The sequence below is a fragment of the Rhizobium sp. AAP116 genome, assembly GCF_001295785.1.
GTDB lineage: Bacteria > Pseudomonadota > Alphaproteobacteria > Rhizobiales > Rhizobiaceae > Allorhizobium.
Genome location: NZ_LJIB01000007.1, coordinates 181,082 through 205,630, shown reverse-complemented (window position 1 = coordinate 205,630; position 24,549 = coordinate 181,082). Strand labels below are relative to the sequence as shown.

Annotated in this window: 21 protein-coding genes; 8 read left to right on the top strand and 13 right to left on the bottom strand. The window is 63.3% G+C overall.

The window, feature by feature from the left end; genetic code table 11:
• Positions 1–183: 183 nt before the first annotated feature.
• Entirely contained in the window at positions 184–1,020 is an 837-nt protein-coding gene (locus IP85_RS06350) for an SMP-30/gluconolactonase/LRE family protein (protein ID WP_054148978.1), read from the top strand.
• A 208-nt stretch (positions 1,021–1,228) separates the two neighbouring features.
• Complete coding sequence (locus tag IP85_RS06345) at positions 1,229–1,906, top strand: PRC-barrel domain-containing protein (RefSeq protein WP_054148829.1); 678 nt, start codon at positions 1,229–1,231, stop codon at positions 1,904–1,906.
• A gap of 65 nt (positions 1,907–1,971) precedes the next feature.
• Here IP85_RS06345 and IP85_RS06340 read toward each other — a convergent pair whose 3' ends face one another.
• Entirely contained in the window at positions 1,972–4,017 is a 2,046-nt protein-coding gene (locus IP85_RS06340) for an NADH:flavin oxidoreductase (protein ID WP_054148828.1), read from the bottom strand.
• Between the two features lie 181 nt (positions 4,018–4,198).
• Positions 4,199–5,740 (bottom strand): trimethylamine methyltransferase family protein, encoded by a 1,542-nt coding sequence (locus IP85_RS06335; protein ID WP_054148827.1) that lies wholly within the window; start codon positions 5,738–5,740, stop codon positions 4,199–4,201.
• A gap of 88 nt (positions 5,741–5,828) precedes the next feature.
• On the opposite strand from IP85_RS06335, the gene IP85_RS06330 reads away from it, so the two are divergent.
• A complete protein-coding gene (locus IP85_RS06330; RefSeq protein ID WP_054148826.1) occupies positions 5,829–6,731 on the top strand; it encodes a LysR substrate-binding domain-containing protein in 903 nt (300 codons plus the stop codon).
• A gap of 12 nt (positions 6,732–6,743) precedes the next feature.
• Here IP85_RS06330 and IP85_RS06325 read toward each other — a convergent pair whose 3' ends face one another.
• Together IP85_RS06325 and IP85_RS06320 are read right to left on the bottom strand one after the other, a co-directional pair.
• Entirely contained in the window at positions 6,744–8,105 is a 1,362-nt protein-coding gene (locus IP85_RS06325) for an EAL domain-containing protein (RefSeq protein ID WP_054148825.1), read from the bottom strand.
• A 116-nt stretch (positions 8,106–8,221) separates the two neighbouring features.
• Positions 8,222–9,967, bottom strand: coding sequence for a response regulator (locus IP85_RS06320; RefSeq protein ID WP_054148824.1), 1,746 nt, complete (start codon positions 9,965–9,967; stop codon positions 8,222–8,224).
• 279 nt (positions 9,968–10,246) lie between these two features.
• Here IP85_RS06320 and mutL point away from each other — a divergent pair, with 279 nt between their 5' ends.
• Positions 10,247–12,097, top strand: a complete 1,851-nt coding sequence (mutL, locus tag IP85_RS06315) for a DNA mismatch repair endonuclease MutL (protein ID WP_054148823.1) — start codon at positions 10,247–10,249, stop codon at positions 12,095–12,097.
• A gap of 96 nt (positions 12,098–12,193) precedes the next feature.
• Complete coding sequence (locus IP85_RS06310; RefSeq protein ID WP_054148822.1) at positions 12,194–12,424, top strand: DUF2093 domain-containing protein; 231 nt, start codon at positions 12,194–12,196, stop codon at positions 12,422–12,424.
• A 3-nt stretch (positions 12,425–12,427) separates the two neighbouring features.
• Here the strand turns inward: IP85_RS06310 and lpxK are convergent, their stop codons facing one another.
• From lpxK to IP85_RS06280, 6 genes are all read right to left on the bottom strand, one after another.
• Positions 12,428–13,462 (bottom strand): tetraacyldisaccharide 4'-kinase, encoded by a 1,035-nt coding sequence (gene lpxK / locus IP85_RS06305; protein ID WP_054148821.1) that lies wholly within the window; start codon positions 13,460–13,462, stop codon positions 12,428–12,430.
• 113 nt (positions 13,463–13,575) lie between these two features.
• Positions 13,576–14,283 carry an HAD family hydrolase gene (locus IP85_RS06300; protein WP_054148820.1) on the bottom strand — a complete coding sequence of 236 codons (708 nt, stop codon included), beginning with the start codon at positions 14,281–14,283 and terminating at the stop codon, positions 13,576–13,578.
• A gap of 22 nt (positions 14,284–14,305) precedes the next feature.
• Positions 14,306–15,625, bottom strand: a complete 1,320-nt coding sequence (gene waaA, locus IP85_RS06295) for a lipid IV(A) 3-deoxy-D-manno-octulosonic acid transferase (RefSeq protein ID WP_054148977.1) — start codon at positions 15,623–15,625, stop codon at positions 14,306–14,308.
• Between the two features lie 155 nt (positions 15,626–15,780).
• The gene (locus IP85_RS06290) at positions 15,781–16,017 is read right to left on the bottom strand and encodes a DUF4170 domain-containing protein (RefSeq protein ID WP_006726614.1); all 237 of its coding nucleotides are present in this window, start codon (positions 16,015–16,017) and stop codon (positions 15,781–15,783) included.
• A gap of 63 nt (positions 16,018–16,080) precedes the next feature.
• Entirely contained in the window at positions 16,081–16,881 is an 801-nt protein-coding gene (locus IP85_RS06285) for a 3'(2'),5'-bisphosphate nucleotidase CysQ (protein ID WP_054148819.1), read from the bottom strand.
• Positions 16,882–16,897: 16 nt separating this feature from the next.
• The gene (locus tag IP85_RS06280; protein ID WP_054148818.1) at positions 16,898–18,244 is read right to left on the bottom strand and encodes a TldD/PmbA family protein; all 1,347 of its coding nucleotides are present in this window, start codon (positions 18,242–18,244) and stop codon (positions 16,898–16,900) included.
• A 137-nt stretch (positions 18,245–18,381) separates the two neighbouring features.
• Between IP85_RS06280 and IP85_RS06275 the strand changes: the two genes are divergently transcribed.
• Positions 18,382–20,190 (top strand): monovalent cation:proton antiporter-2 (CPA2) family protein, encoded by a 1,809-nt coding sequence (locus IP85_RS06275; RefSeq protein ID WP_054148817.1) that lies wholly within the window; start codon positions 18,382–18,384, stop codon positions 20,188–20,190.
• Positions 20,191–20,193: 3 nt separating this feature from the next.
• Here the strand turns inward: IP85_RS06275 and IP85_RS06270 are convergent, their stop codons facing one another.
• From IP85_RS06270 to IP85_RS06260, 3 genes are read right to left on the bottom strand one after another with little or no spacing between them, the layout of a single operon-like run.
• Entirely contained in the window at positions 20,194–21,069 is an 876-nt protein-coding gene (locus IP85_RS06270; RefSeq protein ID WP_054148816.1) for a patatin-like phospholipase family protein, read from the bottom strand.
• A 27-nt stretch (positions 21,070–21,096) separates the two neighbouring features.
• Positions 21,097–21,657, bottom strand: a complete 561-nt coding sequence (rsmD, locus tag IP85_RS06265; protein WP_054148815.1) for a 16S rRNA (guanine(966)-N(2))-methyltransferase RsmD — start codon at positions 21,655–21,657, stop codon at positions 21,097–21,099.
• 6 nt (positions 21,658–21,663) lie between these two features.
• The gene (locus IP85_RS06260; RefSeq protein ID WP_054148814.1) at positions 21,664–23,700 is read right to left on the bottom strand and encodes a pseudouridine synthase; all 2,037 of its coding nucleotides are present in this window, start codon (positions 23,698–23,700) and stop codon (positions 21,664–21,666) included.
• A gap of 69 nt (positions 23,701–23,769) precedes the next feature.
• On the opposite strand from IP85_RS06260, the gene IP85_RS06255 reads away from it, so the two are divergent.
• Both IP85_RS06255 and IP85_RS06250 read left to right on the top strand, forming a co-directional pair.
• Positions 23,770–24,222, top strand: coding sequence for a nucleoside deaminase (locus tag IP85_RS06255; RefSeq protein WP_054148813.1), 453 nt, complete (start codon positions 23,770–23,772; stop codon positions 24,220–24,222).
• Complete coding sequence (locus IP85_RS06250; protein ID WP_054148812.1) at positions 24,222–24,542, top strand: hypothetical protein; 321 nt, start codon at positions 24,222–24,224, stop codon at positions 24,540–24,542. Before IP85_RS06255 ends, IP85_RS06250 begins: the two co-directional genes overlap by 1 nt.
• Positions 24,543–24,549: the final 7 nt, after the last annotated feature.

The following is a 24,549-nucleotide window of genomic DNA, read 5'->3' as shown; positions in this document are numbered from 1 at the left end:
CTGTTCCCCTGAGTTGGCGAAGCATAGACTTGTAAAGCGCCGAGGGTCCAGATACCCCATAAATTTTACCGTAAACCCCTGTTTGCGACCTTAGTCGCACGGCAGATTTAGAAGAAATCGACAAGGAGGAAGAGCGTGATCGCGACAGAGAGCTTTACCGGCAGGACGCTAACCGAAGAGCGCATGGAACTGGGAGAGGGCCCGACCTATGACCCGACGACTGGTGCGCTGTTCTGGTTCGACATCCTCGGCAAGACGCTGTGCGAGCTCGATGTTGCCGGCGGCCGTCTGAAGAGACACGCCCTGCCCTTCCTCGGCAGCGTGCTCGCTATCGTCGACGAGAAGCGGCAACTGATCGCCTCCGACCAGGGGCTCTTCCTGCGCGATGCTACAAGCGGCACCCTCTCGCCCTATGGAAAAATCGAGGACAAGCCGCAGAACCGCTCGAATGACGGCCGCGTGCATCCGAGCGGCGCCCTGTGGATCGGGACGATGAGCCGGACTGCCGAAACCGGCGCCGGCGCCATCTACCATGTCGCGGGAACGACCGTGACCAAGCTCTTTGACGCCATCAGCATTCCGAACGGCATCTGCTTCTCGCCGGATGGCAGCGTCGGCTACTTCAACGATTCGAAGATCAACCACATGATGCGGGTCGAACTCGATGCAGCGAATGGCCTTCCCACTGGCGCTCCGACGGTGTTCATCGATCAGTCTCAGCGTCAGGGCGTCATAGACGGATCGGTCGTCGATCTCGAAGGCACGATCTGGAACGCCAACTGGGACGGCGGCGCAGTGGATCGCTATGCGCCCGACGGTCGGCATATCGCCCGCTACGCAGCCCCAATGCGCCGGCCGACCTGCCCGGCATTCTATGGCGTCAATCTCGATCGCCTCGCAGTGACCTCCTGCTGGGAGGGGCTGAGCGACGCAGAACGGGCCGAAGACAGGCTTGCAGGCATGACCTTCGATCTCGGCGTGAGCGTCAAGGGCAAGGCAGAACCGCGGTTCAAACTCTGAGTAAAACGGATTGACGACGCGGGGCCAAAAGCGGCCCCGCAAACTGCTTTCATTGCATTTTGTTCCTGCAACCCCCTCAAAATATTCAGGACTTCGCCAGCGGAACGATCCAGGCCGCCGGACATTTTCCTCTCGAACCGACGCCGCCCAGCACTTCAGCAAGGGCAGTGTCAGTCGCAGACCATCTCAGAGGAAAGGTAGGTCCACCATGAACAAGTCTCTCAAGACCCTCGCCGCAGCCATGCTGCTCGGTTCCACCGCCATGGCCCCGTTTGCCGTCGCTCAGGACGCAACTCCGGGCACAACGACCACGCCGCCGGCTGCTACGGACGGCACCACCACGATGCCTGCTCCGGCCACCCCGGATGCTTCGATGGATGGCACGTCGGGCTCGATGGGCACCACGGCCCAGGCTCCGGCTGACGCCGCCGGCTCGGCCACTTACCTGACGGAACAGGCTGAAAGCCAGATCTCGGTCAGCGATTTCATGGGCCAGGCGATCTATACTGCCGACAACCAGTCGATCGGTGACATCAACGACCTGCTCGTAGAGAAAGACGGTGGCATTGTTGCTGCAGTCGTCGGCGTTGGTGGCTTCCTCGGCATCGGCGAAAAGGATGTCGCCATCCCGTTCGACAAGATCACCATCACCCGCGAAATGGATGATGCAGCAATGACCGGTACGGGCGATGCTGCCACGACGACGACCACCACCACCACCGAGGCCGTCGCTGACGCAGAAGTCCGCCTGACGACCACGGAAACGGCTGACAGCCTGCGCAACGCTCCGGAGTTCCGTACTCTGGATGACCAGGCTGCAGATGCTGGCACCACCGGCACAATGGCTCCGACCGACGGCACCACCACCTCGTCGACGGATAACTAATCCCGGAACGTGGGACGTGTTAAGGTCCTAAGGGGCGGCGCTTCGGCGCCGCCTTTTGCTATGCGCTAAAGCAGGCTGCAAAAGCGCAGGGCATCGTAGACGGCAGCGTGGATGTTGCGGCTTTCGACCGCATCCCCGATGCGTACAAGGTCGAAGCTGGCGGCCTCATCCTTGAGCGGCAGCGGCCCGCGTCTCGCGATCAGCGCGGCATAGTCGACAGCGCCGCGATTGCGTGAAAGCGGCTTGAGTTCGAGATAGAGATCCGCATTGGCCATGGTGCCGTGCTCCACCACCACCTGCGCGACGCGCCGCTCCACCCTCACATCTGAAAAGTCGGAGCCGAGTGTCGCGAGCAGAGCATTACCATCGCGGCGGACGCCAACCAGCTTGGTGTTGATCGTGACGCGGACATTCTTTTCGGCAAAGGTCTTGGCATAGGGCACATGGTTCATGCCGCCCATCTCCGGCGCGAAAAAGCGTTCCGGCGAGACCACTTCGAGTTCGACGCCTGCATTGGCGATGACCTCTGCGGCACTCATGCCGGGATGCCCGCCATTGTCGTCGTAGAGCAGAACCGGCCCCTCGGGCTTCACGCTGCCGGCGAGGATGTCCCAGCTCGAGGTGACGAGATCATCGCCCGTCTCCAGTTCCGGCGACTGGGCGATGCCGCCGGTCGCGATGACCACCAGATCGGGATTGAAGGCGAGCACGTCGTCGGCACCGGCATAGGTGTCATAGTAAATGGTCACGCCGAGGCGTTCGAGTTCCGCCAGACGCCAGTCGATGATGCCGACCATTTCCTTGCGGCGCGGATTGCGGGTGAGCAGGTTCACCTGACCGCCGGCGCGGCTCGATGCCTCCAGCACCTCGACATGGTGTCCGCGTTCGGCAAGCACGCGCGCGGCTTCCAGGCCCGCCGGCCCTGCCCCAACCACGACCGCCTTGCGAGGTTTGTCTGCCTTGAGCAGATCATGCGGGATCAGGGCCTCGCGGCTGGTGGCCGCATTGTGGATGCAGAGCGCCTCGCCGCCTTCATAGATGCGGTCGAGACAGTAGGTCGCGCCAACGCAGGGGCGGATCTGGTGCTCGCGGCCCTCGATGATCTTTCTCACGATATGCGGATCGGCGATATGGGCGCGGGTCATACCGACCATGTCGAGCTTGCCCTCGGCAATCGCATGACGGGCTGTCGCGACATCGGCGATGCGGGCGGCATGGAAAACCGGGAATCTGGTCGTCGCCCTGATATCACCGGCGAAATCGAGATGGGGTGAGGCGGCCATGCCCTGGATCGGGATCACGTTGTTGAGTGCCGCGTCGTGCTCGATATGTCCCCGGATGATATTGAGGAAGTCGATCTTGCCGCCGGCGGCAAAACGGCGGGCGATCTCGACACCCTCGTCGCGGCTCAAGCCCTTGTCCCAATCCTCATCGGCAACCATGCGGATGCCGACAATGAATTCAGGGCCGACAGCCTTTCTGACGGCTGATATCACCAGGTTCGAAAAGCGCATCCGGTTGTCGAGCGAGCCGCCGAATTCATCCTCGCGCCGGTTGGTGGCCGGCGACCAGAAGCTGTCCATCAGATGGCCGTAGGCCTCGAACTCGATGCCATCAAGGCCAGCTTCCTGCATGCGCGCGGCGGCCGTCGCATAGTCAGCAACGATGCGCTCGATGTCCCAGTCCTCGATCTCCTTGGGGAAATGCCGGTGGGCCGGCTCGCGGATCGGAGAGGGGCTAAGCACCGGCAGCCAGTCACCCTTGTTCCAGTTGGTGCGGCGGCCGAGATGGGTGAGCTGGATCATCACGGCGCAGCCATGCTCGTGACAGTCGTCGGTCAGGCGCTTCAGATGCGGGACGATCTCGTCTTTCCAGGCCAAGAGGTTGCCAAAGGCCGGAGGGCTGTCGCGGCTGACACTGGCCGAGCCCGCCGTCATGGTGAGCGCGATGCCGCCCCTGGCCTTTTCGACATGATAGAGCCGGTAGCGCTCGGTCGGCATGCCCGCTTCCGAATAGGCCGGCTCATGCGCCGTCGACATGATGCGGTTCTTCAGCGTCAGGTGCTTCAGCTGGAAGGGCTGAAGGAGTGGGTCCTTGGGACGGTCAAGCATTGTGGATACCCCCCTCTGCCCTGCCGGGCATCTCCCCCTCAAGGGCAGGGCCATCGCATAGGGGGCACACCCCCCTCTGGCGTTGGACAGGGATCGGCAAACGCGGCGCTCCGCTCTCCCCCCTTGTGGGGGAGATGTCACGCAGTGACAGAGGGGGGTGCAGCATCGGCATCTCGTCCGTTCAATACCAGGCGTCCGGCTTGGCGCGCTTCGTTCTCTCGACATAGTCTAGAAGCGCCTCGTCGATGGCGACATCCAAAGGCGGCGCTTCGTATTCGGCGAGCGTCTTCTTCCAGCGGGCATTGGCACGCGTCGCCATGTCGGTTGAACCGGCTTCTGACCACTTCTCGAAAGGCTCGTTGTCGGAAAGGCCTGAATCCCAGAAGGCGGTCTGGTAGTTGCTCATAGTGTGGGCGGAGCCCAAGAAATGGCTGCCGGGACCAACCTCTTCGAAGGCATCCATGGCGAGCGTGTTGTCATCCACCACGACGCCGGCGAGATAGGAATGCAGGGCGCCGCAGAAATCTGTGTCCATGACGAACTTCTCGTAGGACATGGCGAGCAGTCCATCGACGAAACCGGCCGAATGCAGGATGAAATTGGCGCCACAATGCACTGCCGACATCATCGACATGACGCCCTCCTGCATGGCCTGGGCATCGGGCAGCTTGGAATTGGAGAAGTTTCCAGCACAGCGCAGCGGCAGTTTCAGTCGCCGGGCGAGCTGGCCGATGACCATGGAGCCGATCGCAGGTTCCGGCGTGCCGAAGGTCGGCGAACCCGAGCGCAGGGACATCGAGGAGAGGAAGTTGCCGAAGATGACGGGCGCACCGCGGCGTTCCAGCTGGGTGAGCGCGCAGCCGGCCATGGTTTCGGCCAGCGACTGGGCAATGGCGCCAGCATTGGTGACCGGGCCCATGGCACCGCCCAGGATGAAGGGCACGATGACGGCCGCCTGGTTGGCGCGGGCATAGGCGCGCAGCGCCCGCGTCATGGTGCCGTCCCAGACGAGCGGCGAGTTGACGTTGACATTGCCGAGAATGATGCAGTTCCGGTCGACAAAGTCGGCTCCGAACAGAATGCGCGCCATCTCGATCGATTCCTCGGCGCGCTCTTCTGCCGTCACCGAGCCCATGAACGGGCGGTCGGAGTATTTGATGTGGCTGTAGACCATGTCGAGGTGGCGCTTGTTGACGGGTACATCGACCGGTTCGCAGATCGTGCCGCCGGAATGGTGCAGCCAGGGCGAGGACTGGGCAAGCTTGATCAGATTGCGGAAGTCCTCGATCGTCCCGTAGCGGCGACCCTTGTCGAGGTCCATGACGAAGGGCGAGCCATAGGCCGGCGAGAAGACGACGGCATTGCCGCCGATCTCGACGTTGTTTGCGGGGTTGCGGGCATGCTGGGTGAAGGTTGCAGGCGCCGAGCTCAGGATTTCGCGCAGCATGCCCTTCGGGAACCGCACCCGTAGCCCATCCATCTCGGCGCCCGACTTGCGCCAGAGTTCAAGCGCTGCCGGATCGTCACGGAACTCGATGCCGATCTCGGCGAGGATGCGATCGGCCACCGCTTCGATCCGCTCGAGGTTTTCTTCCGACAGGATGTCGTAGGTCGGGATGTTGCGTCGGATGTACGGAACCACCAGAGGCGAGACCAAGGCTCCCCCTCGTCGAGCCGATCGCTGCCTGCGCGTGCCCGTGTTTTCCGCAAGTGCCTGGTCCATGACGCTTCCCCTCGTTTTGTCGCAGGGTAGTTCAAGGCAAATTGGCTGTGACGCTGGAAAATTGCTGGAGATGCAATAAGCTCGGCTTATGACACCATTTCGCAGCCTCATCCCCTCTGCTAATGCCCTTGTGATTTTCGAAGCGGCCGGGCGACACGAGAACTTCACCCGGGCGGCGGAAGAACTCGGCATGTCGCAGGTGGCGGTCTCCTATGCCATCCGTGGGCTTGAACAGCAGCTCGGCACACAGCTCTTCGAGCGGCAGCATCGGGCAGCCCGCCTGACGGAGGTCGGCGAGCGGTTTCATGCCGATGTCTCAGCCGGGCTCTCACGGATTGGCCGGGCGGCGGAGGAAATCCGGATGAAGGGCCGTGAGGTGAATGTGACGCTTGCCGCCTCGACTGCCTTTGCTTCGATGTGGATGCTGCCGCGTCTTTCCGCCCTCAGGGACGACCTGCCCGATATCGATCTCAGAATCCAGACCAGCGTGCGGGATCTCGACCTCGACGAGGAGGATATCCCGCTCGGGGTGCGCGGTGGTAATCCGCAGGACTGGCCGCATTATCATTCAGCTGAGCTTGCGCCGGAGATTGTCACCGCCGTGGCGAGCCCCGCCTTCGTCGAGGCGAACGGCTTGCCGGACAGTCCCGAAGCCATCGCCCGGCACCGGCTGATCTGGCTCGAAGAGCCGGTGCGGCAGGCCTGTAGCTGGCCGGAATGGTTTGCCTCGGCCGGCATCGACTATCGGCCGACCGGGCGGCGGCTGGCGATCAACGATTATGTTCTGGTCATCCAGGCGGTACTCGCCGGCCAGGGCATTTCGCTTGGCTGGCGGCATCTGGTCGAGCGGCTGATCGAGCAAGGGCAACTCGTCGAAGTGGGTGGCCATGCGCTCCGGACCGGCCAGGCCTTCCATGTCGTCTGGCCGAGGTCACGAGACCTCAGTGCGGCGGCCACGCGGGTGCGCGACTGGTTGCTGAAGCAGACCTGAGGGAACAGAGGATCAGGCGGAGGCGCGGTCGACGAGCGCGAAGTCGTGGTGGTTCTCGGCGAGGTAGCGCAGGGTGGCGGCAGCATCGACCGGCTTGCCGAAATAATAGCCCTGCCCCATGCCACAGCCGAGTTCGCGGAGCTTCTGGGCTTCTGCTTCCGTCTCGATGCCTTCGGCGACCACTTCGAGATCAAGGCCCTCGCACATGCTGACGATCGCCTTGATGATGTGCTCGGAGGTGCGGTCCGTGGTGATGGCCGAGACGAAGGCGCGGTCGATCTTCACCTTGTCGAAGGTGAATTCGCGCAGACGGCCAAGGCTCGACTGGCCCGTGCCGAAATCGTCGAGCGAAATGCGTATGCCGGCGTCCTTCAATTCCTTGATGATGCGCCGTGCCGTATCGGCCGAGGACATCACCGCCGTCTCGGTGATTTCCATCTCAAGGCGGCGCGGGTCAAAGCCGACGCTGTTCAGGATCGAGAGCGTATTGAACGAGGTCCTAAGGTCCATCAGCTGGACCGAGGAGAGATTGAAGGACAGGAAGAGATCACGCGGCCAGGCGAGCGTCGCTTCGGCTGCCTTGCGCAAAAGCGTCTCGGACAGCGTGTCGATGAAACCGCGCTCTTCGGCGAGCGGCACGAAGACGGCAGGCGAGACGAAGCCGAGATCGGGATCGATCCAGCGGGCCAGCGCCTCGAAGCCGACGATGCGGTTGTCGCGCAGCCGCACGATCGGCTGGAAGTGGACGTCCACCGTATCGTTGATGATGGCATTGCGCAGCGCCTGTTCGAGCTGCGTCGCCTGTTTCATCTCCTGAGCGATCTCGCGGGAATAGACGGTGATCTGGCCACGGCCACGACGCTTGGAGCGGTAAAGCGCCGTCTCGGCACTCTTCATCAGCTCTTCGAAATCCTCGCCTGCAAAAGGATAGACGGCAAATCCGAGGGAGGCGGAGAGGCGCACATTGCGGTCACCGAGATCGTAAGGCGCGGACAGCACATCCTTGATCAACTGGCCGGCGCGCTCCGCACCAATGCGCTCGAAGACCAGCGGCAGGACGATGGCAAACTCATCGCCATCGTGACGGGTTACCGTCGCACCGTCGGGCACGCAGGCCTTCAGGCGATGAGCGACCTGACAGAGGATCTCGTCGCCGGCAGCCTGGCCGAAGAGGTCGTTGATCGGTTTGAAGCCGTCGAGATTGACGATGCCGACGGTGAAAGGGGCAGGGTCGGACGCGCGGTCGGCTGCAAGCTGGCGCACCTTGTCGCCCAGCCGATGGCGATTGCCAAGGCCGGTCAAGCGGTCGCTGTAGCCTGTCGTCTTGTGGTCGCTCTGGCCCATGGGGTCAGAGACGATTCCGGCGGCACCCATTCATGCTTCCTGGTACGGTTCTTTCACACGTCCCAGAATGGGTCCAAAACATTAAAATTATCATATCGATGCATGTAAAGCGGCGGCCGCAGGCACCCCAAAAATCGGGTATCGGGTCAGGCTGTGGACGCCAGTCTTGCGATATCGGGAACGAGGCGGCGAATGGCCTGATCGACGACATCAGGGCTTAGCGGCTTCAGGATGACCTCGTTCATGCCCGATGCGAAGCAGGCTTCGCGGTCCCTGTCGAAGGCCTGGGCGAGAACACCGATGATCGGCGTCGGAAGCGATGTGTCCCCCGGGGACTGGCGGATGCGGCGGGCCGCCTCGAAGCCGTTCAGACCCGGCAGCGTCACATCCATGAGCACGATGGCCGGCTTCAGTTCAGAGCAGAGGTTTACCGCCGCTTCGCCGTCGGCGCAGATGCGATAGGCATAGCCCAGACCTTCGAGGATCTGCGAAAAGACGATCTGGTTGATCTCGTTGTCTTCGGCCACGAGCACTAGAGAGGGCTGGCGTGGTGGTGAGACCTTCACCGGAGCTGGCGTAGCCATCGTCTGCGGCGGGATTGCCGAGGGGAACTCCGGTGGTGCGGGACCGTCCTCAGTGGTGATTTCCCAGTCGTCCGCTGGAGATGGTCGCGCCTGCAAGGCGGTCATGCGATCGAGGACGGTAAAGGCCAGATCCGTGGCGATTTCGTTTTCCGCCAGCGTCAGATAATCGATATCGACGGCCTGAAGCAGCTCCAGGCACTGCATGTCGAGGTCGACATCGACGATGGCAAGGTCGATGACCACACCCACCGAGCGGGCCACGGACAGAAAGGCATCGAGTTCTTCATCATTGCGCACACAGCAACTGTCGAGGCCGAGGAGTTGCAGGATCTCCAGCGCGCGCGCCTCAAATTCGCGATCGCCGGTGATGAGCAATGCCTTGCGCCCGTTCAACCGTCCGTCAAGCGCGGCGTATCCACCATCCTCATATTCGCGCGTCTCAGGCATTTCGGCCGGGTATGACTGCAGGTCAGCGCCACTGCCGACTTCGCCAAGGCTCGAGACAATCAGGTAGCGGCCGGGCGTCCCGACCCGCTGGACATGCAGGAGGATCGGCCGCGGTAGATCTCCGTAGAGACGCATGGGCAGGGTCAGCGAGGATGTGAGACCGGTTTCAAGCACTTGACGAGAAACCGTTGCGAGGCGCGCGGCGACCTCTGCCTCGAACAAGGACGCGATCGTGCCGCCCAGCGCGTTGTCGGCGCCGACGGAGATAGCCGAACAGAAGACCTTGTTGACCGCTACCAGCTGAAGGTTGCGGTCCTGAACGAAGACAGGATGGGCAAGATTGTCGAGGATTTCTTCGGTGAGCTGGACGCGCTCGATATCAGCGCGCCACTGCTCTTCCCGACGCTTCTGCTCGGTGATGTCGCTCATGACGCAGAAGCCGAAACCGGAGGGCAGACGACGCTTGGAGAACCGGGTCCAGCGCTTGCTGTCGTCGCAGGACTGAATTTCGTAGCGTTCCTTCCAGTGGGCGGCGATCTGGCGGGTCAGCCATTCCTCGCGACTGAGAATCGCCTCCGACTGGCCGCTCGCCGCCTGGCGCAGGCCGAGGTCATAGGCGGCGCCGAGAATGTCTCTCAGGCGCGTGCCGGGCTCGAAGAAGGAGGCCGGAAGCGGCAGGAACTGACGGGCGCTGCGGCTGGCAAAGATCAGATGATCGTTGCGATCATAGACAATGAAGGCGGAGGAGAAGGCCTCGGACACCGCATCCAACAGGGCAGCATCGAGCGCAGCTTCAGCCGACGGATTGTCGTGCCCCTGCCGTCTCTTGTCCTGGTCGGGGGCCGGTGGAAACTCGCTCACACTGCTGCCTCTTGGAACCTCGTTGCTGAACGCAACGAGACTTTTGTGGGGCTGATGCCATAACGGAGACATGCCGAACCATGCTTCTGGCGGGAACCCACACGAGAGACACCGCGGCTGTGTCCTCATTCCGCTGCCAGCGGACCTGCGCTCAGAGACATTGCAAGTCATTGTTCAGATTAGAGACATTCCGTTAAGGCCCGCTTAATGATGGACATCGTCCGCACGCACTTACGATTTCGTCTTTCGTCGCAGCCAAGAATCCGCGAAAATGGGTTCATGATCATCAAGCAGCTCTCCGAAACGCTCATCAACCAGATCGCCGCCGGCGAGGTCATCGAAAGACCGGCCAGTGCGGCGAAGGAATTGATCGAGAATGCGATTGACGCAGGCGCCACCCGGATCGAGGTGGCAACGGCTGGCGGCGGCAAGACGCTGCTGCGCGTCATCGACAATGGCTGCGGCATGGGGCCTGAGGATCTTGCGCTTGCGATCCGGCGGCACTGCACGTCGAAGCTCAACGAAACCTTGTTCGACATCCGCTCGCTCGGCTTCCGGGGCGAGGCCCTGCCCTCGATCGGCTCGGTCGCCAAGCTGACGATCACCAGCCGTCCCGCCGGCGCCGACAGCGGCGCCGAGATCGCCGTGGTCGGCGGCAAGGTGGGGGACGTGCGCCCGGCAGCCGCCAATCCCGGCACGACGGTCGAGGTGCGTGATCTGTTCTTCGCGACACCGGCGCGGCTGAAATTCATGAAGACGGAAAAGGCGGAAGCCGGCGCGATCACCGAGATCGTCAAGCGCATGGCGATTGCCTTTCCGGCGATCCGCTTCGTGCTCTCGGGAACGGACCGATCAACGCTCGAATTTCCCGGCACCGGCGACGATCATCTGGCGCGCATCGCCCAGATACTGGGTGCCGATTTCAAGGACAATGCGATCGAGCTCGATGCCGAGCGGGAGGATGTGCTGCTCACAGGCTTTGCCGGCGTGCCGACCTTCAATCGGGGCAACTCCGCCCATCAATATGCATTCGTCAACGGCCGCCCCGTGCAGGACAAGCAGATCCTGTCGGCCATTCGCGGCGCCTATGCCGAGACGATCCCGCAGGGACGTTATCCGGTGGCGGTGCTCTCATTGACGCTGGACCCGGCGCTGGTCGACGTCAACGTGCATCCGGCGAAGTCGGATGTGCGTTTCCGTGACCCGGCCCTGGTGCGCGGCCTGATCGTCGGGGCCATCCGGCAATCCCTGCAGCGCGAAGGCGACCGGGCGGCAACAACGGGTGCCGGCGGCATGCTGCGCGCCTTCCGGCCCGGGTTCTCGCCGCAGCCGGCACAGGCGTGGTCTCCAGCCAGTTCCCCGTCTCGGCCTCTTTATGGCGGTGCGCCAAGCTATGGCAGCGGGCTTGCGGCTGCGGCCGCACCGGCTGCGCGCGGTTTTGGCGAGGCGGCGCAGGCAGCATTCGACAGCCTGTCCGTGCCGACCGCCCGCAGCGAACCGGTCGTGACCGCCCCTGCCCCCGCAAGCGCTTCTGTCGAGGCAATCTCGAACTATCCGCTGGGTGCAGCGCGGGCACAGGTGCATGCCAACTATATCGTCGCTCAGACGGAGGACGGGCTGGTCATCGTCGACCAGCATGCCGCTCATGAACGCCTGGTCTTCGAGCAGATGCGCAAGGCGTTGACGGGCCGACGACTCCCCTCGCAGGGTCTGCTCATCCCTGAGATCGTCGACCTGCCGGAAGAAGACTGCGACCGGCTGATGACCCATGCGGAAAGCCTGGAAAAGCTGGGGCTTGCCATCGAACGCTTCGGCCCGGGCGCAATCGCGGTGCGTGAGACACCGGCGATGCTCGGCGAAATGGACGCGACACAGCTGGTACGCGATCTCGCCGACGAAATCGCCGAATGGGATACGGCCGACCGGCTGTCGGCCAAGCTCGAACATGTCGCGGCGACCATGGCCTGCCATGGTTCGGTGCGATCAGGCCGGCGGCTTCGGGTCGAGGAAATGAACGCGCTTCTGCGCCAGATGGAGCAGACGCCGGGCTCCGGCCAGTGCAATCATGGACGACCCACCTATGTGGAACTCAAGCTCTCTGATATCGAACGGCTGTTCGGACGTAGCTGAGCCGCCGCAGATGGTGGGTTTTGCGGCGAGCCATCTTTCAATCGCCCGGAGGGCGCTGTATTGCAGATCCGTGACACGCGGCGCAGGAGAAGAGTGATGAACCGTTTCGAAGGCGGCGGAAACCGCGAGGCCAAGATCCGCTATCTCGATGCCGATTTCCAGATCCTGACACCGGGGACCTTCGTCACCTGCGCGATCACCGGACGGCCCGTGCTGGTCGATGAACTACGCTACTGGAGCGTCGTCCGGCAGGAGCCTTACGCGGATGCAGCGGCATCACTCGAAGCCGAGAAGCGCGCGGGCGCGCTGCCCAACCAGCGGCGCTGAGCCTCAGGCCTTCTTGCCGAGACGCCTGCGTCTGCAGGCTTCGATTGCCCGGTCGATGATCAGGTCCGGCGCCTTCGGGTCGTCGAAGAGCATGTCGACATCGACGACCCTCGATTTTTCCCGAAGCTCCTCCGAACGTCCATGACCGCCTGACAGGCGGACGCTGTCCTTGGCCGTTGTGACGAGTTGCAGGCCCTGTCTTTCGGCGCGAGCGATAAGATCCGATATCTCGTCCTCGGCGAGGTGATGGTGATCGGGGAAATCCTGACGATCGGCGATGACGGCGCCGAGCTCGCCCAAGGTCCGATAGAACTTGTTGGGGTCGGCGATGCCGGCATAGGCAAGCACGGATAAACCGACGAGTTCGCGGCCGGTGCTCGGCACGACATTGGCGACCAGGACCGGCTTGCCGCTGCGGGATGCCTTGCGGACGAACTGGTCGGCGGCATCGCCCTTGCCGACCTTCAGGATCGCATCAAGGTGGCGCATCTGGATGCCGATCGGGGCCCGCACAGGGCCCGACGGGACGACCCAGCCATTGCCGATGCCACGCTGGCTGTCGATGACAATCAGGGCGTAGTCGACCATGAGGCGCGCACTCTGGAAGCCGTCATCCATGATGATGATATCGGCACCCTCGGCTACCAGCTTCTCGGCCCCGGCAACCCGCCGGCGGGAGATGACCGTCAGCGCCTCGCGGGCGAGCAGCAAGGGCTCGTCACCAACGGCCGTCGAACGATGATGATGCGGGTCGACGACCGTCGTTACATCGAGAGAGCCACCGTAACCACGGCTGAGAAAACCGGGCTTCAGTCCACGCGCCTTCGCGGCCCTGGCGATCGCGATCGCGGTCGGCGTCTTGCCGGCGCCGCCGACGGTAAAGTTGCCCACGCAGATAACGGGGACGGATAAGACATGCCGGCGGCGATGGCGCATGACGGCACCGGAAATGCGGCCATAGGCGAAGGAGAGCGGATAGAGGCAGATTGCCTGCCAGCCGGTCTTTGTCCACCAGAAGGGCGGTGCCTCGGATACCATTCTTGTCCCTGTCGTGACCTCAGCGCCCCGCGGACGCCTCCTTACCGGCGGAACAAGAACCATTGCAACGCTTGATGGTCAAGCGCGAGCGTGCCGAAATGGCACGGCGTGTCTCAGGCAAAAAGCGCTTCGAGCCCCGAGATATCGCCCAAGATCATGTCAGAGTGAAGGGTCAGCGTTTCTCGCGAGCCGGTTCCTGAGAGGACACCGATCTTCAAGCCGGCACCGGCATTCAGCCCCATGTGCAGATCGTGATTGTTGTCGCCGACGACGGCGACTTCCGACGGGGCAAGACCCGTTGCCGCGCAAAAGCCGAGCACCATGCCGGCCTCCGGCTTCTTGCCGTGGCCGCTGTCATAACCGGCGATGTAGTCGACGAAGGGCATGATGCCGAACCGTTCGGCAGCAACCCGGATCGAGCGTTCGTTGTCGCTGGAGGCAATTCCCAGGCGAAGGCCCTTGCCATGCAGACGGGCGAAAAGCGGTTGAAGCTCGGTCACTGGCACGGAGAACTCTGCGGCCTTGGCGAAGCACGCGTCGATCTTCGGCACCAGAACGTCGAGCGCAATCGGCGAACCCGCCGCAATCATGCCTTCGGCGATCTCGACCGTATTGCCGGCCGCAAACAGGCTGTCCGGTACGATGTCGCCGGACACCGGATCCATGCCGCAAGCCAGAAGCAACGCATCGGCAAGTGCTTGATCACCATCCGCCGCCATCAGGGCCACTTCCCGGTTGACCGGTCCCCAGCTCGCGTCAAAATCGAGCAGCGTCCCGTCCTTGTCGAACAGGATGCCGGCAATCCGGGGTTTGTCGTTCATGAAAGAGGTCCTGAGGTGAGTGTCAGCTCTGGCCCGCAGCGCGCGGCTCGAGCTTGGCCTTGACGGAGAGAGGGCTGATATAGGGCTCGAGCCCCTTGAGGGTCGTCGTCAGCGCACCGCGCATTTCCTGCATGCTCTCGAGGCCGGCGTCGATCATCTTCGCGCGGGCGACTTCATTGTTGAGCAGGAAATGGACGGCCTTTGCCAGCATTTCGGCATCACGGACAATGCGGGCCGAGCCCTTGCGCACGAGGCGCTGGTAGCTTTCGCGGAAATTGCTGACCTGCGGGCCCGACAGCACGGCGCAGCCGAGCATGGCCGGCTCCAGCGGGTTCTGACCACCTTCGGCCGAAAGCGAACGGCCGACGAATGCGACCTCCGTCAGGCGCAGATAAAGCCCCATCTCGCCGATGGTGTCGCCGAGGAACACATCGGTCTCGGGCGTGATGACATCGCCGCGCGTGCGGCGCGCGACCACCAGACCCTTTTCGACCAGCATGGCCTCGATCTCATCGCAGCGATCGGGATGGCGCGGCACCAGAACGGTCAGCATGCCGGTATGGGCCTTGAGTGCCCGGTGGACCATGGAGGCGATCTTCTCTTCGCCCTCGAAGGTCGAGATCGCCGCCCAGGTCTTGCGGTCGCCGATCTGCTGACGATAGCGCTGCAGCACCTGCTCATCGCATGGCGGCGCGTCGCTGTCGACCTTGATATTGCCCGACACGCTGACCGGCCAGGCGGCCAGATCACGGAAGCGTTCCGCATCGAGGTCGGACTGGGCAATCACCAGCGCCAGTTTGCCAAACAGAGTTTCGGCGATCGAGGGATGGCGCTTCCAGCGATCGAAGGACCGATCGGACATGCGGGCATTGACCAGGATCTGCGGGATATGCCGCCGATGCAGTTCGGCAAGCGTTGTCGGCCAGATCTCGGATTCGACACCGATCGCGACATCCGGCTGCCAGTAGTCGAGGAAACGACGGATGCAGGGGAGAAGGTCGAGCGGTACATACTGATGCAGCACCATGTCGCCGAGGCGGTTCCTGGCGACTTCGGCGGAGGTGACGGTCCCCGTCGTCAGCAGCACATGGATGTCGCGGCGGCGCAGTTCCCGCATCAGGGCGACGACGGCGGTGGTTTCGCCGACACTTGCCGCATGGATCCAGACGAGGGGACCGGCGGGTCGGGCAAGGCTGGCGTGGCCGAAGCGTTCGCTGCGGCGGGCGCGGTCTTCCTTGCCCTTGGCGGCACGATAGGCAAGCAGGGGGCGTGACAGCGGGTAGGCGGCGAGACCCAGCCAGCCATAGGACGTCAGAGCGAGGGATGCGAGACCGTCGCTCAGTGCCATCGATCAAACCTGCTCATCTTCATCGACAATGCCGTTCTTCCCGTTCAGGAGGCGTCGCTACGCAACAAGAGAGATGCAAGAAGACTGAGTTGAAACCGTGACCATTGGAGGTCGAATCCGGAGGCGGCCCGGTGGCCGCCGACCAGTCCTTACTTCTCTGAAGGATTGAGCAGCCGGTGCATGTGGACGATGAAGTAACGCATATGGGCGTTGTCGACCGTCTCCTGTGCCTTCGCCTTCCAGGCGACAAGCGCGCTGGCATAGTCCGGGAAAATGCCGACGATATCGAGCTTGGTCAGATCACGGAACTGCACCTGTTCAAGGTTTGACAATTCACCGCCAAAAACGAGATGGAGAAGCTGCTTGTTTTCGTTGGATTCCGTCATGTTTGCGGCCTTTTTCTCATTCCTAGTCTGTTGGGAACCATCTGCGCGATTTCGCCCCAAAGGTCAACTCCGGGGAATTCGGGAGATGTTCTTGAGCAAGGCTGGAAGTAGCTCTCGCGATGCTGCGCAGAGCACCGGATGCGTCACCTCTTGCCTGTTGTATACGAGCGCTTCGCCGTCGAGATCGGTGATCGCCCCGCCGGCACGCGCAAGGATCAGATCGGCAGCGGCAAGATCCCAGTCATGGCTGCTCTTCTTCACCAGCGTCGCATCGATGCGGCCGTCCGCCACCAGCGCCAGCCGGTAGGCGAGCGAGGGTATGTGATCGACTCGCTCGATGCGGGGTCTGATCGCCGAACTGAAACTTGCGACCATGTCCTGCGCCGAGGCGAACTTCAGGCTGCCCTCGATGCCGGCCGTCGAGACCGAAACGTCCTGGCCGTTGCGGCGCGCGGGGCCCTCGATCGTTGCGGTAAACTCTTCGCCCAGGGACGGCGCGACCAGAATACCGGCGACGGGCGCTCCCTTGTGGACGACGGCCACCGAGACGCACCAGGTATCCTTGCCTGCGAGGAAAGCCCGGGTGCCATCGATCGGGTCGATGACGAAAAGCGTGTCGCAGGAGAGCCGTGCCGGATCGTCGTCCGTTTCTTCCGACAGCCAGCCGTAATTCGGCCGCGCCTGACGGAGGATCTCCTCCAGGATGCGGTTCGCGGCATAGTCGGCTGCGCTGACCGGCGAGCGACCCTCGTTCTTCCACCAGACCTCCGGCGACTGGCCGAAATGCGCCATTGCCACCTTGCCGGCCTCGCGAGCAGCGTCCGTGATCAGCGCAAGGTCCGCCTGCCAGTCGAAGTGTGGCATGGCCTCGGGCTTTAGATCAGGTTCCGGCAAGGGTCATGCCTTCGATGGCAAGTGTTGGTGCTGCAACACCGAACTTGCGGTCGATGTCATTGGCCACCGTGATCCGCATGAACATGTCCTTCAGGTTGGACGCGATCGTGATCTCGGAGACCGGATAGGTGAGTTCACCGTTTTCGATCCAGAAGCCACTCGCACCACGGCTGTATTCACCGGTGATCATATCGACGCCACTGCCGATCATATCGGTGATGTAGAGACCCGTGCCGACGCTGCGGATCAGTTCATCAGGCGAAATGTCACCCGGCTCCAGGGCGAGATTGGTTGAAGACGGCGAGACCGAAGTGCCGCCGCGTACGCCACGGCCATTGGTCTTGAGGCCAAGCTCCCGAGCGGCAGACGAGGACAGGAACCAGTGTTTCAGCACACCGTCCTCGATCATCGTTAGCGGCTTGCCCGAGATGCCCTCACCATCGAAGGGGCGCGACGATGATCCGCGGACCTTCAGCGGATCATCGGTGATGTTGAGGCCAGCCTTCAAAACCTGCTGTCCCATCTTGTCGCGCAGGAAGGAGGTCTTGCGGGCGACCGACGCACCATTGATGGCGCCGGCGATCGTGCCCGCGAAGCCTCTGGCGACGCGCGGGTCGAAGACGACGGTGAGGTTGGAGGCAGTCGGCACCTGGCGCGGGTTCAGCCGCCGGATCGCGCGCTCGGCGGCGCGGCGACCGATTTCTTCCGGGCTGTGGAGATCGGCGAAATAGAGTCGGCTGTCGAAATCGTGGTCGCGCTCCATCTTGGTCCCCTCGCCGGCGATGACGCCAACCGATCGGGAGAAGCGCGAACCGGCATAGCTGCCGGAAAAGCCATGTGAGGTGACGAGCACGAGGCCACCCATGCCGGCCGAGGCTCCGGCGCCCAGAGAATTGCTGACGCCGCTGACCGAACGGGCCGCTTCTTCCATGGCGAGTGCGCTTTCGCGCAACTGGTCGCCAGAGACTTCCGTCTCATCAAAGAGCTGCAGGTCGGGAATGTCACGGGCGAGATCGCTCTCGTCGGCGAGACCGGCAAAGGGATCTTCGGGCGAGACCTTGGCCATCGCGACGGCGCGTTCGGCGAGCGCCTTGAGGTCGAAGCCCGGATTGGCCGACACGCTTGCCACCTGGCGACCGATGAAGACGCGCAGCGAAAAGTCGTCACTCTCGGATGCTTCGGTCGACTCGACCTTGCCGAGCCGGACACTGACCCCCTTGGAACGAGAGCGCACGACGACCGCATCTGCCTTGTCGGCCCCTGCCTTGACGGCGAGGTCGACGAGTTGCTCGGCGCGTTCGAGGAGGTTGGCGGAATCGATTTGATTGGGCATAGGTTGGCCTTTCCTTCAAGCTCCATTTATTGTGCCTGTGAAGGGGCATCAAGGGTGGATCTGGCTTTTCCGTTCACGAGCCCGGCATAGGTCCATTTCAGGTCAGCCAGATCCGGCAAAACGAGGAGAAAGAACTCTTGGCCAGCGCAACCGAAGCACTGTTCGCCCAACCCCTGCTTCTCCTTGGAGGGGCTGTCATTGCAGCCCCGATCTTCCGCAAGCTCGGGCTTGGAACCGTGCTCGGCTATCTCGCCGCCGGCGTGGTGATCGGCCCGGTCCTGCACCTGATCGGAGGCTCGGGGGAAATCCTGGCCGTCGCCGAACTCGGTGTCGTGCTGCTGCTCTTCATCATCGGACTGGAACTGAAGCCCAGCCGATTGTGGCACATGCGACGCGACATTTTCGGGCTTGGGACCAGCCAGGTCGTGCTCACGGGCCTTCTGCTGACGGCGCTGGTCTATGCGGCAGGCCTGCTTGACTGGCGCGGCGCGTTGGTTGCCGGCTTCGGGCTTGCGCTGTCGTCGACCGCCTTTGCGCTGCAATTGCTCGAAGACTATGGCGACATGAACAGCCGCTACGGACAGCGCTCCTTCTCCATCCTGCTCTTCCAGGACCTCGCCATCGTGCCACTGCTGGCCATGGTGACGGTTCTGAGCTCCCAGGGTGGCGAAGCGCAGCAATCTCCGCTGATCGAAATCGGGATCGCGATCGGCGCGGTGATCGGCATGATCCTGGCCGGGCGCTACCTGCTCACCCCGATGTTCCAGATCATCGCGCGGACGGGTGCGCGCGAGGTGATGATCGCGGCAGCCCTCTTCGTTGTTCTCGGATCGGCCTATTTGATGCAGGTGGCTGGCCTTTCGATGGCCATGGGCGCCTTCCTCGCCGGCGTGATGCTGGCCGAGTCTTCCTATCGCCACGAACTGGAGGCCGATATCGAGCCCTTCCGCGGGCTGCTGCTGGCGCTCTTCTTCATCGCTGTCGGCCTGTCGATGGAGTTGCAGGTCATCGTCGACAATCTGGTCCTGATTGCCATTGCGGTACCGGTGCTGATGGCGGTGAAGGCGCTCGTGATCTACGCGATCTGCCGCGCTTCGGGCTCGTCGCGCAACGATGCGATCCGTATCGGCATGTTGTTGCCGCAAGGTGGCGAGTTCGGTTTCGTGCTCTTCACCACGGCTGCGGCCGCCGGCCTCTTTTCGGGCGCGCAGTCATCCCTGCTCATTTCCATCGTCACCCTGTCCATGGCCCTCACACCGTTGACGGCGCTCATCGGCCAGCGCCTGCTGGCGCGCGAGACGTCAGACAAGGAGGAGATGGACGAGGATTTCGAAGGTGCCGGATCGGATGTGCTGATGGTCGGCTTCTCCCGCTTCGGTCAGATCGCCGCGCAAATCCTGCTCGCGAGCGGGCGGGACGTGACCATTCTCGACGACAGTCCGGATCGGGTGCGCCAGGCGGCAACCTTCGGCTTCCGGATCTATTTCGGCGACGGCACGCGGCTGGACATGCTGCGGGCGGCCGGGATCGAAAAGGCGAAGATTGTCGCCGTTTGTACCCACAGGAAGGATATCACCGACAAGATCGTCGATCTCATCCGCTCCGAATATCCCGATGTGCGCCTTTTTGTACGGTCCTATGACCGCATCCACAGCCTGGAACTGCGGGCCCGAGACGTGGAATACGAGCTGCGTGAAACCTTCGAGTCCGGTCTGCTCTTCGGGCGCCGGACACTGCAAGGTCTCGGCGCCACGGAAGACGAGGCCTATGAGATCGGCGAGGACATCCGACGCCGCGACGAGGAGCGCTTAAGGCTTCAGGCGCAGGAAGGCATCCTCGCGGGCCGGGAACTCATGCACAAACGACCGGTCAAGCCGGAGCCGCTGATCAAGCCGAAGAAGCAGATCCACGCCGTCGAAGACGAAGAAAAGTCCCCGGCTGCCTGATCCTCACCGGCGGACAAAATCCTCGATGCGGGCGGAAAGATCTCGCTTCAGCGGCTCCTTCATGCGGTCGCAGATTTCAAGGATCTGCCGGGCCTTGAAGAAATCGAGGACCTTGTAGCTGTTGACCTCCGGCCGGATATAGATGTCCGGCTGGCAGATCTTCATCTTCAGCGCGATATGCGACTGCATCATCAGCTGCGATGCCCCAAAGAGACTGTCGATACGGTTCGGCATCAGCGAACCATCGCCTTCCGGCGCGCCGATCACATCAATAGCGACCATGATGTCGACCTTGCCGACGAGGTGGTCGTAAGGCACCGGATTGAAGATGCCGCCGTCGATCATCAGGCGGCCACCGATAGTGACGGGAGCAAAGAGCGCCGGAATGGCGGCCGAGGCAGATAGCGCCTCGTGAAGATCGCCCTCGGTTCGGACCAGTTCGCACTGGCCGTAATAATCGGTGGCGATGACGGTCAGCGGTAGCCGCAGCTCCGCAAAGTTCTCGGGGATCTCAGGCGGCAGGAAGGCGCGCAAAAGCCGCGGCAGGTTGAACTGCCCGAGGCGGACGCCACCGAGCGCCCGAATGCTTGCCGGGCGCATGCCCCAGAAGCGGTTGAGCACAAGGCCCCTGTTGTCGGCAAGTTCGAGCGTATAGTCCCTGATGTCGCGGCCGCTCATGCCGGCGGCATAACCGGCGCCGAGGATTGCGCCCATGGAGGAGCCGGCGATCAGCGTTGGCTTAATGCCGAGTTCGTCGAAGACTTCGAGCACCGGGATATGGGCAAAGCCGCGCGCGCCCCCTGCCCCGAGTGCCAGACCGATGGTCGGGTCGGCCTTGACAGCTTCGGAGGGAATGGGCGTTTCGGCGACGAGATCCATGGGCTGAGCCTTTTTCCGCTGAGGGGATCAGGACTGCCTATAGGAAAAGAAGTACATTTTCGTGTCACCGAAGGTCCGCTCCTCGATGAAGGCGAAAACCGGGTCGACAGAAACCTGAACATCGGCGCGCTCTTCGAGGATGACGAGAGCATCTTTCGCCAGCCAGCCGCCCAGATGGGCCGATAGCAGCGCCTTCTCACCCAGGCCTTTGCCATAGGGTGGATCAGCAAATACCAGTTCGAAGGGTTCGATGTTGTTGGATGGGCCGAGGTCGGTGGCGTCGCGTCTCAACATGCGGGCGCGGCCATGCAGGCCGAACGCATCGATATTCTCCCAGAGCAGGCTGCGACCCTCGACGCTGTTTTCGACGAAAAGCGCCGACTTGCAGCCGCGCGACAGCGCCTCAATGCCGACAGCACCGGTGCCGGCAAAGAGATCGAGGATGCGGGTGCCATCGAGCACGCCCGGATGGGCATGCGCGAGGATGTTGAACAGGCTTTCCCGCGTCCGATCGACGGTCGGCCGGATGTCATTCGACTTCGGCGTGGCCAGGTTACGGCCACGAAACTCACCGCCGACGATGCGCATGACGGCTTACCTCTTGCCCTTGGGGGCGCCCGTGCGGGGACCGGAGGGCTTGCCACCCGGGCCGCCTGCGCGTGGGCCACCTGCAGGGCGTCCGCCCGGCTTGCCGCCGAAGCTTTTGCCGCCACCAGGCTTGCCGCCAAATGACTTGCCAGCAGGTTTGCCAGCCGGCTTGCCGAAGGACTTGCCAGCGGGCCGATCACCAAAGGGACGATCGCCCGCAGGTCTCGCGCCGCGCGGCTTGTCACTAAAAGGCCTGTCGCCGGCCGGACGCTCGCCCCGGGGGCGATCATCACGGGGACGGTCATCACGCGGTCTGGCGTCACGAGGGCGGTCATCACGGGCGCGGTCTGGCGTGAACCGTTCCGTACGCGGACGATCCGGTTTGTCGCCGAAAGGTTTGCGAGGACCACGATCGCCAAAATCCTTGCGAGGTCCGCGGTCGCCGAAGTCCTTGCGCGGACCTCGATCTGCACCCTCGCGACGTGGACCGCCGGGCGCGCCTTCGCGGCGAGGGCCGCGGTCTTCGCCTTCACGACGCGGTGCGCGCTCGGCGCGATCGCCGAAATCGCGCTTGGGGCCGCGATCCGCCCCCTCACGACGAGGTGCACGATCATCACCGTCGCGGCGGGGCGCACGCGCGCCAAAACCACCGGGCTTTGCACCACGATCACCACCGCGACCGCCGGGCTTCTGATCCGGGCCGTCGGCGCGGATCCAATCGCCCTCCTCGTCCCGGGCGCGGGTAATCTGAACAGTGGACGTCGGACGATCGTCGAAGCGTTCGGCAGGCTTTGCGCCGCGCGGATCGGGCTTGCGACGGGCAGCCGCTGCTGCCGCCTTCTCGCCGAGCGGACGAGCGCCAGGCGCCATCCAGACATTGGCGGTGCGGCCCTTGGTGTTGCCTGCCGGGCGCTTCGGCTTGTCGGAGAACTTGTCGCCTGTTTTCGCACCCTCGTCGCGGCGGGTGTCGAGGCGTCCGAGTACCTTCTCGCGGCGGTCGCCCTTGTCGGACCAGTCTTTCGGCGCGCGCTTCTTTTCGGCCGGACGCTCGTCGCGGCCCCAGTCGGGCTTCGCTTCGCGCGCAGGCTTTCTAGCAGGAGCTTCTTCCTCGTCCGTCTCAACGCCGTGGGCATAGATCGGAGCGTCGAAATTGGCCTTGGATTCTTCGATCAGGCGCGGGCCCAGCTGGTCGCGCAACATGCGGCCGCGGACTTCGAGCACCTTGCCTTCCGGGAGGTCGCCAAGCTGGAAGGGGCCATAGGAGATGCGGATCAGGCGGTTGACCTCGAGACCGAGTGCGCCGAGCACGTTCTTGATCTCGCGGTTCTTGCCTTCGCGCAGACCCATGGTGATCCAGACATTGTGGCCCTGCTTCCGGTCAAGCGTGGCATCGATCGCGCCGTAGAGCACGCCATCGACGGCAATGCCTTCCTTCAGCGCATCCAATGCCGGCTGGTCGACCTCACCATAGGCGCGCACGCGGTAACGGCGCAGCCAGCCGGTGGTCGGAAGTTCGAGCACGCGGGCAAGGCCCCCGTCATTGGTCAGAAGCAGCAGGCCCTCTGTGTTGATATCGAGGCGGCCGATCGACATGACGCGCGGCAGCTCTTCCGGCAGGTTCTCGAAGACTGTCGGGCGGCCTTCCGGATCGGAATTGGTGGTCACCAGGCCGGCTGGCTTGTGATAGAGCCAGAGGCGCGTGCGCTCGATGCCGCGGATCGGCTGGCCATCGACCTCGATCGTGTCGGCAAGCGTGGCGTTGTGGACCGGGGTCTCCAGCACCTTGCCGTTCACGGAAACGCGGCCTTCCATGATCATGCGCTCAATATCACGGCGCGACGCGACGCCGGCGCGGGCGAGCAGCTTGGAAATGCGTTCGGGTTTCATCGTCTCTTCGCCGGCGGGCGCATCGGCGCGCGGCGCGCGGGCGGGCTTGTCTGCGGCGGCTGCGGACGGCTTGGCGGACGGTTTTCTGGTTTGCGGCTTGCCGCTGCGGTCGGAGGACTGTGCCCCCGGACGCCTGGACTTGTCTTTGAATGTCATTTGTTGTTTGCCTGTGGTTTGGGCTGTCGTATCAGGTCGCGCGGCTCTGGTTAAGTGGAAAGTTCGTGCATGGGGAAGACAAACGGCTTCATGGAGGCGGCCTTCGAGGAGGCGCGTGCGGCCGGCGCGCGCGGCGAGGTTCCAATCGGCGCAGTGGTGGTGCGCGACGGCGAGATCCTCGGGCGGGCGGGCAATGAGACCCGGGCGCTTAACGACGTGACCGCTCACGCCGAAATCCTCGCCATTCGCCGCGCGGCGGCAGCCGTCGGCGACGAGCGTCTCATCGATGCCGATCTCTACGTCACGCTCGAGCCCTGCACGATGTGTGCGGCCGCGATCTCCTTTGCCCGAATTCGCCGACTCTATTATGCTGCGCAGGATATCAAGGGCGGCGGTGTCGAGAACGGCGTGCGCTTTTACCAGCAGCCGACATGCCACCATGTTCCGGAGGTCTATTCCGGCATTCGCGAAAGCGAGGCCGCGGACCTGTTGCGCAGCTTCTTTCAGGACAGAAGAGATTGATGATCTATGTCGTGCTTCCCGTGTCGATTGCGGCCATGGCTGGTATCGCGATCTGGGCCTATCGCAACGTCGCTCCCGATGCCGAGCGGCTGCCGATGCAGTGGTCTGTGCGCGGCGAGATCAACTGGCGGGCGCCGCGCCTGATTGCGATCGCGGTAACCCCGCTGCTGATGCTGACACTGATCGTCGCGATTTTCATCTTCTCGCGCCATGATCATGCCGAGCGGAACCTGGCACTCCTGTGGATCTCCTTCCTGGGGCCGGCGCTTCAGGCCCTGCACATGGCATTGGTGGCGCGGACGGCCGAGAACGGGGAGTGAGCCAACC

Excerpts from the sequence above, each read along its gene's own strand:
- IP85_RS06350 (WP_054148978.1), top strand. The coding sequence starts at position 184 with ATGGAACTGGGAGAGGGCCCGACCTATGACCCGACGACTGGTGCGCTG.
- IP85_RS06330 (WP_054148826.1), top strand. The coding sequence starts at position 5,829 with ATGACACCATTTCGCAGCCTCATCCCCTCTGCTAATGCCCTTGTGATT.
- IP85_RS06285 (WP_054148819.1), bottom strand. The coding sequence starts at position 16,881 with ATGCCACACTTCGACTGGCAGGCGGACCTTGCGCTGATCACGGACGCT.
- IP85_RS06270 (WP_054148816.1), bottom strand. The coding sequence starts at position 21,069 with ATGGATCTCGTCGCCGAAACGCCCATTCCCTCCGAAGCTGTCAAGGCC.
- IP85_RS06280 (WP_054148818.1), bottom strand. The coding sequence starts at position 18,244 with ATGCCCAATCAAATCGATTCCGCCAACCTCCTCGAACGCGCCGAGCAA.
- IP85_RS06345 (WP_054148829.1), top strand. The coding sequence starts at position 1,229 with ATGAACAAGTCTCTCAAGACCCTCGCCGCAGCCATGCTGCTCGGTTCC.
- IP85_RS06340 (WP_054148828.1), bottom strand. The coding sequence starts at position 4,017 with ATGCTTGACCGTCCCAAGGACCCACTCCTTCAGCCCTTCCAGCTGAAG.
- IP85_RS06250 (WP_054148812.1), top strand. The coding sequence starts at position 24,222 with ATGATCTATGTCGTGCTTCCCGTGTCGATTGCGGCCATGGCTGGTATC.
- IP85_RS06260 (WP_054148814.1), bottom strand. The coding sequence starts at position 23,700 with ATGACATTCAAAGACAAGTCCAGGCGTCCGGGGGCACAGTCCTCCGAC.
- rsmD (WP_054148815.1), bottom strand. The coding sequence starts at position 21,657 with ATGCGCATCGTCGGCGGTGAGTTTCGTGGCCGTAACCTGGCCACGCCG.
- IP85_RS06300 (WP_054148820.1), bottom strand. The coding sequence starts at position 14,283 with ATGAACGACAAACCCCGGATTGCCGGCATCCTGTTCGACAAGGACGGG.
- IP85_RS06290 (WP_006726614.1), bottom strand. The coding sequence starts at position 16,017 with ATGACGGAATCCAACGAAAACAAGCAGCTTCTCCATCTCGTTTTTGGC.
- mutL (WP_054148823.1), top strand. The coding sequence starts at position 10,247 with ATGATCATCAAGCAGCTCTCCGAAACGCTCATCAACCAGATCGCCGCC.
- IP85_RS06335 (WP_054148827.1), bottom strand. The coding sequence starts at position 5,740 with ATGGACCAGGCACTTGCGGAAAACACGGGCACGCGCAGGCAGCGATCG.
- IP85_RS06255 (WP_054148813.1), top strand. The coding sequence starts at position 23,770 with ATGGGGAAGACAAACGGCTTCATGGAGGCGGCCTTCGAGGAGGCGCGT.
- IP85_RS06310 (WP_054148822.1), top strand. The coding sequence starts at position 12,194 with ATGAACCGTTTCGAAGGCGGCGGAAACCGCGAGGCCAAGATCCGCTAT.
- lpxK (WP_054148821.1), bottom strand. The coding sequence starts at position 13,462 with ATGGTATCCGAGGCACCGCCCTTCTGGTGGACAAAGACCGGCTGGCAG.
- IP85_RS06325 (WP_054148825.1), bottom strand. The coding sequence starts at position 8,105 with ATGGGTGCCGCCGGAATCGTCTCTGACCCCATGGGCCAGAGCGACCAC.